Here is a 12,555-nt window from a genome sequence, read left to right as displayed (position 1 = left end):
GTGCTGCAACCAGTGTGAAAGTAGGTTATCGTCAGGCTAGTTATTGAAAAAGCCCACCAGGCGCATGCGCCGGTGGGTTTTTTGCTTTCTGAACCCAAGACATAAAACCAGGTGGCTGCCACGATGTGGCAGCCACCCGCTTTTGCGCCGTGGGTTTTTCAGCGCAGCAGCGCATCCAGCTACGCTACCCGCGCGGTGTGCTGCCATTGCCAAACGGGGACTTGATTGTCGTCGAATCCAGGCTGAGATCAAACACCCCAGACAATATCGTGGCCGCCGGTTTTGGCAGCGCGCAGCATTTCCAACAGGGGGAATGCGCGCTGGGCGAAGCTGATTTTCTGGCTTTCGGCCATCTCGGCGTCTTCGCCTTCGTCGGGCAAGGCGTGCGTTGGCAAATGTTGCCCGTTACTGGAGTCCACTTCAGGGTGCAGCTTGCTGAGCGCTACCTCTTTTTCCAGCAATTGCAAGGCATTCGAGGCTTCCGCCGCAGTGATTACGCCACGCGTTGGGCTCTTTTGCAGAAGGTCCATGATGCGCTCCACATGCTCGTGAGCCATCAAGACTTCCGGAGAGGATATTGAATTAAATTTGATCAACATGGCGCGCTTCCCGTAGTTTGTTGATGTGCTAATACGATAACACGTCTAGACAAAAGGCACATGCAGAGCACATGCGTGCAAGGTGCTATTAATTCACTTTAAACGAACTCATGAAGGTATCAACTATCTCGGTGTTGATATCTTTCTCTTTCCCCATCACGACCACTTGATACGCCCGTTTTCCCTGCGACTGGAAGCGCGCATGCAGCAGCATGGGGGTGCCATTTTGCACGCCATGCGCTTCGACCAGGAATGCGCCGTCTTTCGTGGTCTCTTTGCTGTTGCTTGCGCCGACGTTGCGCACCATCTGCGCCTTCATATCCTGCACGGCCTTGGCCGCCTTGCTTTCGTCGGGCAGTTCGGCGCTGCCGACGGCGAACAGGGTGCCTTCGACTTCAGCGGCAGCCATCGTCATTTGCACCTGCTCGCCATTCAGGTTGATATTACGCGTGTGCGTGGCAGGCTTGCCGGGGAACAGGACGGCGAACGGCGCATCGTTACTTCGGAAATCGCGCCAGTCGTACTTCGGACTGCAGGCCATCAGGATAGCGGCGGCGGCCATTACCGCAAGAGTGCGTTTAGTGTTCATTATGCGATGGTAGCAGGGCGGCGCAAGGAAGGGTATCGCATAAGTCCATCGACGGAATAGCAATCTCCACCGCGCAGTGCGAAGAAGGCCGCCGTCGCGCCGAGGATCAGCGGGTATTAGAAGGGAAGCCCGAGCCGGCTGTGGATCAGGCTTGCCGTACTGCTGAATGGATCGCCCATCGAACCATGCGGAATCCGCATGGCCTTAGGGATGCCATGCGCCGGCACGACAAGCCCGTAGACCACGCGCAGCAGTGCATAGCCGACAGACTCTGCTCGCGGCAAGCGCGCTGTTCCGGCCATCACGATTGCGGCGCCTTGCCCATCTTGGCGAGGGTCAGCGTTTCGTCTGCCCGGCCCCAGCCGCCGTCGGCGACTTCCTCCACCAGGACCATCGAATAAGGGCGTACGCCCTCCCCGTAGAACTCGACAAACATTGCCGTGGTGCGGTGAATGATCTCTTCCTTGCGCGCCGCGTCGATGATACCTTCCGGGAATTTGAAGTTTGCAAATGGCATGGGATTCTCCTGAAAAATGTAAAAGGGGTGCCTGCCGATCAGGCGAAGCCGCCGTTCGAGCGGATGACCTGGCCGTTGATCCAGCTGCCCTGCGGTCCAGCCAGGAAAGAAACCGCTTCGGCAATATCCTGCGGCTGGCCGATGCGCTCCAACGGTGATTGCATGACGATTTGCGCTACTTGTTCGTCGCTTTTCCCTTGGAAGAAGAGTTCGGTTGCAACTGGTCCAGGCGCGACGGCGTTGACCGTGATATTCCTGCCGCGCAGTTCATTGGCAAACACTCTGACCAATCCCTCGACACCGGCCTTGGAGGCGATATAGGGACCGTAAGTAGGCACATTCTTCGCGATGACGCTGGTCGACAGCGCTATGAAGCGGCCGCCGCTTTGCAAGTGCCGGGAAGCTTCCGCCATCAGCAGGAAAGTGCCGCGCAGATTGACTGTCATGATCTGGTCGAAGTCGCTGACTGACATCGCGGAGATCAGCCCGTTCTTCATGACGCCGCCATTTGCCACCACTGTATCGATGCGCCCGAATGCTTCGCGGGCACCCGCAAACAGTCCCTGCACCTCTGCCGGCTGACTGACGTCGGCCTTTACTGCGATGGACGTACCGCCCTTGCTGCGGATCTCCCCGACCACGCTGGCTGCTGCGTCTGCGTTGCCGGCATAATTCACGACAACCGTGTAGCCGTCGTCAGCGAGGCGGGAGGCGATGGTCCGGCCAATGCCGCGAGAAGCGCCAGTCACGATCGCGACTTTTCGTGTTGCTGCAGTCATTTCCTGCTCCTTCGTTGTTGATGGAACAGATTATTGTTGTTATCTGTCTGTGAATAAATGCGAAAATATGCACATATAAATTTCATGCGGATTAACAATGGACAGGCTCGACACGCTAGTCTTGTTCACCCGGATCGTGGAAACTGGCAGCTTCAGCCGGGCAGCCGAGATGCTGGATATTCCGCGTCCCACGGCGACCCACGCCATCAAGGACCTGGAAGCGCGCCTCGGTGTCCGCCTGCTTGACCGTACCACGCGGCAAGTGCGTGCCACCCACGATGGCCAGGCCTATTACGAACGGTGTGTGCACGTCCTGAGCGAGCTGGACGATGCCGAAGCGTCTTTCCGTCACGTGGCCTCGAACCCGCGCGGCACGCTGCGCGTTGACATGAGCGGTACCCACGCCATGCATATCGTGCTGCCCGTGATCGATGAGTTCCGCGCGCGTTATCCGAATATCGAACTGGTGGTGAGCAGTGGTGATCGCCTGGTCGACCTGGTGCGCGAAGGTGTGGATTGTGTGATTCGCGCCGGTACTTTGAGGGATTCGAACCTGATCGCGCGTCCGCTGGTGGTGATGCCGCAAGTCTTGTGCGCGAGTCCCGAGTATCTGGCGCGCTTTGGTACTCCGCGCCACCCGGATGAACTGCTGAAYGGACACCAGATGGTCAAGTTCTTTGCCAGCAGCGGCGGAATCGATTATCCGCTTACCCTGATGGTTGATGGGGCTGCGAAAGACTATTCTCTTCCGGGGTGGATCAGCGTCAATGATGCTGAAAACAATGTGCTGTGCGCCTTGCGCGGCTGCGGCATTGTCCAGGTGCCGCGCTTCCACGTTGAACATGAGCTGAACGAYGGCCGGCTGGTCGAGCTGCTGCCCGAATGGGAGAGCCCTGGCATGAAGATCTCAGCGCTATATCCCTACCGGCGCCAGTTGTCGCCGCGGGTGCGCGTGTTTGTCGACTGGCTCAGCGAACTGTATGCACGGCGTTTCAGCGCCTGAATCTCACTCCAGTCGCAGTCCGCGGCGCAATTGGATGGCCTCGCTGACGTGGTGCGGGGCGACTGTTCTTTCTCCGGCCAGATCGGCGATGGTGCGGGCGACACGCAGCACCCGATGGTAGGAGCGGGCGGACCAGTCGAATTTCGCCATGGCGAGGCGCAGGATTTCAACGCCTGCCTGGTTGGGCTTGCAGTAGCGGTCGACTTCCCGCGGCGTCAGTTGCTGGTTGCTCTTGTGCTGGCGCGCGAACTGGCGTTTGAAGGCTGCCCCAACTCGCCGGGAGATGTATTCGGAGGCTTCCCCGTCTTCGTCCGATTCCAGAATAGCGGCTGGGACTGGTCCGACTTCGATGTGCATGTCGATGCGGTCCATTAGCGGACCTGATATGCGGCCCTGGTAGTGCACAAAGTCATAAATAAACGCACAGACGCCTCTTTACAATCAAAGACTTACATTTTGTGCGTTTTACTCTCGGACGCCCAAACGTTCCTAATTAAACGCACATTTGGAAGTAGACCAAAAATGATCATAAATAAACGCACAACTCCCAAAAGGTGTGGAATTTTGCGACCTCAGACAGCAAGCACGAACTCGGGGCCACTAAGAAGGGCGCAGACATGAACGTCTGCCGCATGTGCGTCTGGGGGGAACTAGCTGCCAAGACCACTCCGCCAGCGATGAGAAAGCGTTCGATTGTCATCGTCAACAAAACGGGATTGTCTAAATCATGGACCCTCAATCGCGCTATACGGTCAGGTGGCCTGTGGAGTCTTGAACTCTACGGGCTGCCAACCAGGTCTCATCTCTCAAATGATTTATCACAAGGAATTTTATGGCTGCTAGCTACATTTCTGCAGTACAAGGCGTACGCCTGTTCCACGGTCTAATTTCACCATTCGTCCGATACGACGACGACGGCGCTTGCTATGAGAACCGGTTTGTTGGCGATTTTCATCCCGAACCAGACGGTGGATTCGCAGAATGGTTGGGTGACTACATTTATGAGCGTAAAGTTTCGTACCGTGTCTTCGACCATTACTGCCACTTCTTCGCTTGGCTTGACCACCTCAAGTACTACGTGAGAGAAGACGCTCCTCAACATCTTAGGAACGGTTTGGACTTTGCTGAGCTGTTTGAGTCGGGACCAGATCTCGACTATGGGCCAATGGTCTGCAGGAAGCTTGCCGCTGATTTTAGGAAATGGGATAGCCAAATAAAGGCCGACTGGGGCGACGAGGAAGGCTATCAGACCTATGCAAGGTTCAGAGAATGCTTCGAGTTTGCTTGTGTCGACGGAGCGGTGGGACTCGGCGGTTTCAGAGCCCCAAGTGAGCGGATTCTGCCAAGGCAAGTGTCGCCCAACGGTTTCGGCGATGAGGATTTAATTTAGTGAGTTTCCGTCCCACCTAAGCTTGATGTGAGCGCGCGATGGCGCTTTTGAGTTAAGACGCGTTCGCTTTTGGCCGCGATATGAGACCCACAGCTCTCTTTAGGCCCAGCACTTAGCGTTGGGCCTGCTTTCAACTGCGTCTACAGAATACGTGTGGTTCGGGCCAGTCAGATCAGTCGGTCCCGGTTTGCGCTGATTTGATGCGTCAGCTGAATCACAGACGCTTTGCTGATGGGACCATTTTGAAACTCCTGCGGCAGGGTGTCCACCACGGAAGCCATTCGGTCAATAATCCGGCCAGCTCCGGCCGCATCCAAGTCGGCGCCTTTGGCCAATGCCAAGAGGTGGCTTCGGCCAATATTGCGAGCCTCACCTTCTACGTCCATGTAGTGCTCACCACTAGGGCCGACGTTGAATGTGAGGTCGTAGCCTGGCGCAAGTTTCCATTGTCCCCCTTGATTGAGTCTATATGAGAAATTCTTGATATGGTCGTCACGATTGTTAAACAGCACGTTAAACACCGTGCGCTCGAAGGCTTTCCATACTTCTCGAACGTCCCTCGTCAAAAACTTCGTCGCTCGCAGGAAGGTCTTGTAGTCAATCTGAGGTTGACGGAAATTCGCATGCAGCAATCCCGCCAGGGTGTGGACGGGTACCCGAAGACCCACATGCATATCAAAACGATGCACGCCAAAGCCCGCAAGATTCGGTCCCAAATCGAAGTAGTAGGCAGTGGGCATCTCAAGACCGCACTGGCTTGCCAGTTCGGCATATGCCGCTTCTATTGCACAGACTTCTTTCGCTTCGCTCTGCGCGTGGAACTTAACCAGCAAGGGGTAGGAAGATTCCGAGGGGTGGCTACTAATGCGACCGGACATTCGGTCTCGATGAACCAGTGCCTTAGGGCGGGCGCCATGGGGTGAGCCGCCCAAAATGGCCAACTGTTCCAACGAACGAGGGTCTTCATCATTGAGCACGACTTGGGCATCTCGGGCCAGTTGCTGAAGATCCAGCCAGGTCGGCGCCATATCCGCAGAAATTTTAGGCTCGAACGTCAGAGCACCCATTGTCCGGTGCCCGATAAAGCCCAGCCGCGTCAGCGGCGAGATATTGCTGGTGTCCCAGTTGTGTTTGTGGAACAGGCGATTCATCAGAGTCATGCCCCAGCCGTCGGGCAGGCAGTCAGCAATAAGGCCTGGTAGATGTTCAAGATACTCCGGAAAGTTGCCATAGGCATCGGGTTGCAGCTTGAGGCGATACGGCGAGAGCTCTAGCCCTTGAGCCAGTGCTTCCGGAGAGTATTCGAAAAGGATGCGCCGGCCGTTATCCGCAAGCGTGCCGAGAAGCCAGTTCTCACCCCAGCCTTGATACCTGACGTCGACCTTCTTCATGTGCGTTGCTTTGCTGTGCGGGGTGCGCGTTTGCGCTGACCCTCCGCTTCCATTTCCATGGCAGCGATGGACATCGGTTCTGGAAGTACAAATAGCCCAGTGAGTTCGCCTTCCAGCCCTAGCGCGCGTATCACAGCTATCAGGCTGCCTAAAGTGGAAGTTCCTGCGGTCTCGAAGGTTTGGACGGCATTGCGGCTTAGACCGGCGCGGGAGGCCAACTCTGCTTGAGACCAGCCGCGGCGCAATCGTACTGCGGCCAACCGTTTGCCCAGTGTTCGAGCAATCTCAGCGTCAGATGCTAGTGTAAAGTCCAGAAAAGAGGGCATGAATGGCTATTTTTCTAGCTAATGCCTTAAATGTGTGCGATAACTGCGGTAATGTCAATGAGGTATGTATATAACGCCTCAAAAGGCAGGCTTTATTTCGAATTTTTCGATGTAAGGCATAGATATATGGGTATTAATGGGGTGATCGATTATGCATGATCGTGCGGAACCGAACCTTAGCGCTGCTCGGCAGCGGTTTTTCCTGGCGGCGAATCGCCATCGTGAAAGACCGTTACGACAGAATGTTCTTGGCAGCCCAGTTTCACAAACGTAAGGCAGAACTGACAGGTGGCGGCTGTTGAATGTCGACCTCCGATGGATAGGCTCCGACAGGTTTGCACTTTGGTGGAGTCAATCGAAGAGCTCCCGCTCCGCGACACTAGCCCGAAGCCCCGTTTGAAGGCGGATGGTTTTATGTGTTCAAGCCGACTAGTTCTTGTGACCAAGGGCTGCGATCCTGAGATACGTTGGTTCAGCCATCTTTTCATGCGTCTTTGAACTGCCATCGGTTGCGGTCTGACACCATTTTCTTATAGCCGGAATTCGTGAAAAATGCGGCGACAGCCTCGCCGGCCTGAAACAATAGTTCTGCAGATGGATTTTCTGTGGGTGTGTATAGAACCGTTCCATCATCGACGTCGTGGCGAATCAGCGGAGTGATGGCTTGGAACGTTGCGACTGCGTTAGCCAGCAAGACTTCATCGACGCAATTAATTTCGACGAACACATCACGGTCGTCATCATAGATGTATAAGCTTGCGTCAAAGATGAAGGAACTGAGTGAACGTCTCGACGAGTCGGTGAACTTCACTGCCAGGAGGATGTCGCTGTAACGGCCTTGCTTCACCCCATGGATATCGAACCCAAATTTTTCGACGGCAAGGTCTACTGCTGGCTCAATCGACAGTAGGCTCATATAGCCAGTTTCGACAGGCATATCATCTTTTCCTAGACTCTCGGTCACTAAGGCCAGCGCGACGCCTGAATGGTCGAGCACAACACCACCGCTGAACCCGCCACGAGCCATGGTTGAAGCGATGAAGTGAAGCACCGGAGAATGCCATACTCGCACCACAGCACTGATCTGTCCTAGGGTGACGACTTGGCTGGGCATGGTCGTGAATGGAATCGGCGGGTAGCCTATGACAAGAATGTCTGAAAGGACTAAGTCATTCTCTTGAAGAGAATAATCTGTGTGATCGCTAACCGTGATTGCAGGCAAAGGCACTTCCCCGAGGTCGACACTAAAGATTGCGACGTCTAAACCGTCAGGACCAAAATAAGGCCCATCCAGAATTTTCAAGTAACGCGGCGGGGCTACCTTGCCACCAGCCGCCTCTTCTGTTAAGGTTGACTTCGTGGTCGCGATTTCTTTTATAGTCATTCCGTCAACCACATGTCGGGCCGTAACGAAAATCCCATCCCCGATGTGGAACCTGAGAAGACCTGTACTGCCAATGAGCCCGCGTAACGAAGTTACTTCTGATAGGAAAGTTATGTTGCTCAATTAACCTTAAATGAGCCTTTGGTGTATGCTATTAAATTAGTAAATACTTATCAAGTCTTACAACCTATACAGCAAATAAGGAGAGCGCCATGGGAAGCACAGGGTCTGGCCGTTTCACTGACTACTCTGGCTCAAAGAAGCCCGATGCGCCCGGAGCTGAAGGAGGAGGAGGTTCGAGTGGAGTAGACAGGTGCCAACAATCCTTCGAGTGTGTTTTGGAAGAGGTCGCACAATGCACCTACTATATGCAAACAGGCGGCGGAGTTCCTGGTCCCGGCTCAGTGCTGACAGTTATGTTGCGCGGTCGATTGTTCGCAGTAGACTCCAGCGGCACGACAGTTGGTGCACTGCCGAATGCGTTCAACTACTTGGCGGCGTGTCTTGCTGACGGAACCAACTATGTTGGCCTCGTCAAGGCGGCGTCGGCAGGTCCAGTTCCCACTGTTTCGGTTGACTTCACCCCTCACTGATCATGGAGAAATCAGCTCCGGTATTGATTCTCGGCGAGGTTGTAGTTGATTTCACGCTGCCGCAAAATGGCGCGCTGTGTAAGCTGCGTTTAGGCGGCGTCGTACATGCCGCGCGAGGCCTCTGGGCTGCCGGCTTGGAGTATTCCGTTGCGGCCTTCTGCCCTCAGTATCTAGTGGATGACACACGAGACTACCTCTTAGCTCACGGCTGCAAGGAATTTCATTGGCTGGGTAATGTCGTCGGTGCGCCTAATGTTGTAGTGATTGGTGACGCCACAGAGGTGTCGCATCAAGGCTACGAGGATCTGCTGCGAGAACGAAAACAGATTACATTGAATGAGCAATTGCCAAGCCTCGCCAGCTACGGGAAGGTAGTTGTCTTCCCAGGTAAGTTCGATGTTACAGCGTTGCTGACCTTGTTCTCACCTGACGCAAAGTTCACGTTTGACGTTGCGTACGATATCGACGACCTTTCGTCGCTACGCGCGTTTCGTGAGCGCCTGGATGCAGTCATCATTTCGACGTCCTCAGAGCTTTTCATTAGGGCCGGGAACGACAATGTCGAAAACCTGATTGACGAAGTAAAGACGCTGTCTCCTGTAGTGTTCTTGTTGAAGGAGAACAGAGGAGGGAGCAGGCTTTTCGACATGCAGAGCGGCAGCGTTGAAGAGATACCGGCGACGTTAGGTAAAACCGTAAATTCGGTCGGCGTTGGCGACGTGTACACGGCTGTTATGGTCGGACTATCCGAAAAGGGTTGGCATGAGGCTGCGTGGCGCGGCTGCCAGGCAGCTACGGCATACTCACAGACCACGTACCCCGACGACCTTAAGCGAGATATCCAACGTAGCTTCAGGCTTCCAGTAGACGTCTTGCGAGCTCTCGGCGGAGTGGCGCTTCCTTGGCACGACCGCCAGAAATTTTCCATCTACTTGGCCGGCCCCGACTTCTCATATTTCGACAAGCCCGAGCTTGATCTCGCCGCCGAGAGCCTGGCGTATCACAACTTCAAGGTGCGGCGCCCAATACTGGAAAATGGAGAAGTTGAACGACCCGCTCGTGAAACCGAGCTGGCCCATACTTTTCAAAAGGACTATCAGCTCTTGACGGATTGCGATGCAGTCTTCGCAGTCCCACTGGGGCGAGACCCAGGTACGTTAGTAGAAATCGGGATGGCAATCGCACTGGGCAAACCTGTCATTACGTTTGATCCTCGCAATGAGAACCCCAATACGATGGTCATGGCTGGGAGTGATGTATACTCCGGGGTCCTTGATGAATGCCTGAATGGCACCTTCCAAGTTTTAGCTAAATTGAGGGCGAGAACACAATGAAGAAAGCCCTGCTTCTGGCCTCCGGAGGACTTGATTCGACGACCGTTGCGTACAAGCTCGCATCAGAAGGCGTCGAGGTTCTGCCTGTCTTTTTCGACTACGGTCAGCATTGCGTGGACGTCGAATGGAACCGCGTTAATGAGGTTCTGCCTGCGGGTATGCAGCCTCCAGAGCGTCACAATATTTCTGACATCTTTCGAGGCTCTCAGTCCCGCTTGATTTGTGAGGCGGATCTCTGGAACGATGACGTAAAGGACGACGACCTTTATATCCCTTACCGGACGATGTTGTTCTTTGCTGCGGCCGCGGCGCGAGCACAGACGATCGGCATCCTCGATGTCTATACTGGTTTTATCAACAGCAACCACGCAAAAGAAATTGACTGCACGGCAGATTTCATGAACAACCTTGATGGACTCACATCGAGCATTGGTCCTGTTCGCTTTCACTCTCCATTTCGCTTTTCTTCCAAGGCGGACGTGGCACGTTCCGCAGTCTCACTTGGAGTCCCGATTGGCCGGACCTATTCGTGCCAAGCGTCTGGGCAGTTTCCTTGCGGCGCGTGCCCGAACTGCGTGGAGCGATTGAACGCATTGAAAGAGGCAGGGTTAGTGTGAGCGCAGTTTTAGACCAGGACGCAGCCATCCAAATTCTGCTGGCGGCGCGCCGTATTGCAGACCATGCGAAGGAGGAGGGCGCATTGGCCTGTTTGCAAATACCTCGCGCCACCTGTGATCATATGGGAGGCGTGCTTGCCGATTCCGTGCTTCAGGCAGGGCTCAATTACACAACCGTCGTACGGCCGCGAGTGATGGCAATTTTGCAGACCTATCCAAAGGTCGACACGGTGTCAGCATTGGTTAAGTTGACAAAAAAGCGCAAGACTGCCGAGTTCCTGAACTGGAATCATTACGAGAAGGTTACCCGATTTGAGTCCTTAGTCTCGTTCATGAGGGACTGGGAGGTCGAAGATGTTGAAGATTTGCGGTCAGCATTGAAGGATGCGAATTTCTGCAGCGCGATGCAAACCCTCAACGGCATTGGTCCAAAGACTGTCGATTACATGGCTTGTCTCGTTGGAATCGACTCCATCGCTGTGGACCGTCACGTTCGTACTTTCGCCAAAAAGGTAGGCGTCGAAAATAGCGATTACCATTTTTTGCAAAGGTCCTTTTGCTGCGCGGCCGACTTGCTTGCACTGCCTAGGCGGGAGTTTGATGCTTGGTTATGGCGCAGCGCGTCGTCCTCGGCTCAGCAGCAACTAAACCTCGCTCTGTAAAGCGCCTGGTTTGAAGGTCCTTACCGATTATCAGAACGAAGGCTAGATTTGCCGCATACTAAACGCCGCGAAAACGAGAGGTGAAGTAGCTCCCACAGGCGAAGATCGCGAAGCAAAGTCTGCTCCGCGATCTTCAGGCCTCGATTGCGATGTCTACTTATTTCCAGGTTCTTGGAAGACTGCTTTATCGGTTTGTCCAAATCGGAGACCCATGTTCAGCAGCGTGCGTTTGCTATCGTTGCTTACATAGCCGTGTTCGACGACACTGCCCAACACAAGCCATAAATTGTCGTCTACTCTGTACTGGGCGCCGTAACCGAACCTTCGAACATTTGAAGACAGTACGCCATCAGTTCGAACACGCGAGAGACCGGCATCAACAAAGGCATTCCAGCGGTCGCGACTGAAACGGAATCGAACAATGGCATCAGTGCGCTCTTCATCATGAAGCTTACTGTCGTCGTCACTATCCTGCACCGGCATGTGCCATTTTTTCGATAGCGATAGTTCGAATAACTTTCGAACCGTCGCGGAGGTATTGGCGAACTCCATCCCCTGAGAATAGGTAGTCCAAATCATTGCAGGTCCAGACTTAAGGTCTCGTAATTTTTCTGAATCACCCGTCTTCCATGCTTTAGACGCACCGGCGTACCAGCGAGGCTCCTTCCATAGCTCTTTGCTTTTGGCGGCCCAGGCCTCCCCAGCACAGTTGTTTGCCTTCAATGCATACTTGGCTTGCTTCTCCGTCCACTGCTTCTCTTGATCCTCATTCATGAGCTTGACTGGCATTGGAGGTTCGCCAAGTTCCGTAAGCGCATCCCGGGCACAGGCGTCAGGCAATGACCAGTACAGTCTAGGATCCGCCCTATCGAAAATCCCAAAGGTCAATGACCCTGCAAGCTGCTGGCCAATTTGCTTATGCTCAGATTTTGCGGTCGCCAACTCAACAGAAGTCCGGGCCCACACTTGTGTCAGGTAACTGGCCTCATAGTCTTCACCGGCGCGCAAGGTTCGCGGGAAAAATAAACTGGCAGGTGCAATCTGAAGTGATACCCCCTCCTTAACTTTTCCTGATGCGTCCGTTCCTTTAGCTAAGGCCATCGCAAAATCTTTTGGAGTGGCCGGATGGTTAATGTCTCCAACGTTAACCCCTAACGCGCTTAAGCCAGGCGAGTCGGTTATATTTCTACCATCTTCCTGGGTTAAGGTTTCGGAAAGCTCCTTCTTCAGTTGCGGTGAGAGCGACGCCAAAACGCTTCCGCCACCACCTGGCGGCGTGTCAGGTTTATCCTCCTTAGGTACCTGAGGGGTCTCAGCCACTTCAGCTTTTTCCTTTAGTTTTACAGGCATTTTGGGCAATGGAACTGCTGC

15 protein-coding genes are annotated in these 12,555 nt (G+C 54.4%); 5 read left to right on the top strand and 10 right to left on the bottom strand.

What is annotated here, in order from left to right; all coding sequences use genetic code 11:
• Positions 1-248: 248 nt before the first annotated feature.
• From AB4Z11_RS15380 to AB4Z11_RS15360, 5 genes are all read right to left on the bottom strand, one after another.
• Positions 249-599, bottom strand: a complete 351-nt coding sequence (locus AB4Z11_RS15380) for a DUF1840 domain-containing protein (RefSeq protein WP_442026121.1) — start codon at positions 597-599, stop codon at positions 249-251.
• A gap of 88 nt (positions 600-687) precedes the next feature.
• Positions 688-1,188 (bottom strand): hypothetical protein, encoded by a 501-nt coding sequence (locus AB4Z11_RS15375; protein ID WP_442026120.1) that lies wholly within the window; start codon positions 1,186-1,188, stop codon positions 688-690.
• Between the two features lie 116 nt (positions 1,189-1,304).
• The gene (locus AB4Z11_RS15370) at positions 1,305-1,472 is read right to left on the bottom strand and encodes a hypothetical protein (protein ID WP_442026119.1); all 168 of its coding nucleotides are present in this window, start codon (positions 1,470-1,472) and stop codon (positions 1,305-1,307) included.
• A 17-nt stretch (positions 1,473-1,489) separates the two neighbouring features.
• Positions 1,490-1,705, bottom strand: a complete 216-nt coding sequence (locus AB4Z11_RS15365; RefSeq protein WP_442026118.1) for a tautomerase family protein — start codon at positions 1,703-1,705, stop codon at positions 1,490-1,492.
• 38 nt (positions 1,706-1,743) lie between these two features.
• Positions 1,744-2,484: an SDR family oxidoreductase gene (locus tag AB4Z11_RS15360; RefSeq protein WP_442026117.1), complete on the bottom strand. Its 741-nt coding sequence runs from the start codon at positions 2,482-2,484 to the stop codon at positions 1,744-1,746.
• A 97-nt stretch (positions 2,485-2,581) separates the two neighbouring features.
• Between AB4Z11_RS15360 and AB4Z11_RS15355 the strand changes: the two genes are divergently transcribed.
• Positions 2,582-3,487, top strand: coding sequence for a LysR substrate-binding domain-containing protein (locus AB4Z11_RS15355; protein ID WP_442026116.1), 906 nt, complete (start codon positions 2,582-2,584; stop codon positions 3,485-3,487).
• Between the two features lie 3 nt (positions 3,488-3,490).
• Here the strand turns inward: AB4Z11_RS15355 and AB4Z11_RS15350 are convergent, their stop codons facing one another.
• On the bottom strand, positions 3,491-3,892 hold the full coding sequence (locus AB4Z11_RS15350) for an ATP-binding protein (protein ID WP_442026115.1): 402 nt from the start codon (positions 3,890-3,892) through the stop codon (positions 3,491-3,493).
• A 427-nt stretch (positions 3,893-4,319) separates the two neighbouring features.
• Here AB4Z11_RS15350 and AB4Z11_RS15345 point away from each other — a divergent pair, with 427 nt between their 5' ends.
• Positions 4,320-4,877 (top strand): hypothetical protein, encoded by a 558-nt coding sequence (locus AB4Z11_RS15345; RefSeq protein ID WP_442026114.1) that lies wholly within the window; start codon positions 4,320-4,322, stop codon positions 4,875-4,877.
• A 167-nt stretch (positions 4,878-5,044) separates the two neighbouring features.
• Here the strand turns inward: AB4Z11_RS15345 and AB4Z11_RS15340 are convergent, their stop codons facing one another.
• The 3 genes from AB4Z11_RS15340 to AB4Z11_RS15330 form a co-directional block, all read right to left on the bottom strand.
• The gene (locus AB4Z11_RS15340) at positions 5,045-6,268 is read right to left on the bottom strand and encodes a type II toxin-antitoxin system HipA family toxin (RefSeq protein ID WP_442026113.1); all 1,224 of its coding nucleotides are present in this window, start codon (positions 6,266-6,268) and stop codon (positions 5,045-5,047) included.
• Entirely contained in the window at positions 6,265-6,594 is a 330-nt protein-coding gene (locus AB4Z11_RS15335; protein ID WP_442026112.1) for a helix-turn-helix domain-containing protein, read from the bottom strand. Before AB4Z11_RS15335 ends, AB4Z11_RS15340 begins: the two co-directional genes overlap by 4 nt.
• Before the next feature lie 484 nt (positions 6,595-7,078).
• On the bottom strand, positions 7,079-8,101 hold the full coding sequence (locus AB4Z11_RS15330; RefSeq protein ID WP_442026111.1) for a S1 family peptidase: 1,023 nt from the start codon (positions 8,099-8,101) through the stop codon (positions 7,079-7,081).
• Between the two features lie 472 nt (positions 8,102-8,573).
• Between AB4Z11_RS15330 and AB4Z11_RS15325 the strand changes: the two genes are divergently transcribed.
• The 3 genes from AB4Z11_RS15325 to AB4Z11_RS15315 are packed head-to-tail and all read left to right on the top strand — an operon-like array spanning position 8,574 to position 11,184.
• The gene (locus tag AB4Z11_RS15325) at positions 8,574-9,905 is read left to right on the top strand and encodes a nucleoside 2-deoxyribosyltransferase (RefSeq protein ID WP_442026110.1); all 1,332 of its coding nucleotides are present in this window, start codon (positions 8,574-8,576) and stop codon (positions 9,903-9,905) included.
• On the top strand, positions 9,902-10,522 hold the full coding sequence (locus AB4Z11_RS15320; RefSeq protein ID WP_442026109.1) for a 7-cyano-7-deazaguanine synthase: 621 nt from the start codon (positions 9,902-9,904) through the stop codon (positions 10,520-10,522). The genes AB4Z11_RS15325 and AB4Z11_RS15320 overlap by 4 nt, the downstream gene beginning before the upstream one ends.
• Complete coding sequence (locus AB4Z11_RS15315; protein ID WP_442026108.1) at positions 10,519-11,184, top strand: hypothetical protein; 666 nt, start codon at positions 10,519-10,521, stop codon at positions 11,182-11,184. Before AB4Z11_RS15320 ends, AB4Z11_RS15315 begins: the two co-directional genes overlap by 4 nt.
• A gap of 153 nt (positions 11,185-11,337) precedes the next feature.
• On the opposite strand, the gene AB4Z11_RS15310 is transcribed toward AB4Z11_RS15315, so the two are convergent.
• Positions 11,338-12,555, bottom strand: a 1,218-nt coding sequence (locus tag AB4Z11_RS15310) for a hypothetical protein (RefSeq protein ID WP_442026107.1), incomplete at its 5' end; no start/stop codon positions are given.

The sequence above is a fragment of the Pseudoduganella sp. RAF53_2 genome, assembly GCF_052113985.1.
Classification (GTDB): domain Bacteria; phylum Pseudomonadota; class Gammaproteobacteria; order Burkholderiales; family Burkholderiaceae_D; genus Rugamonas.
Note: the sequence above shows the minus strand (reverse complement) of the source record. Positions and strands in the feature narration are given on the sequence as shown.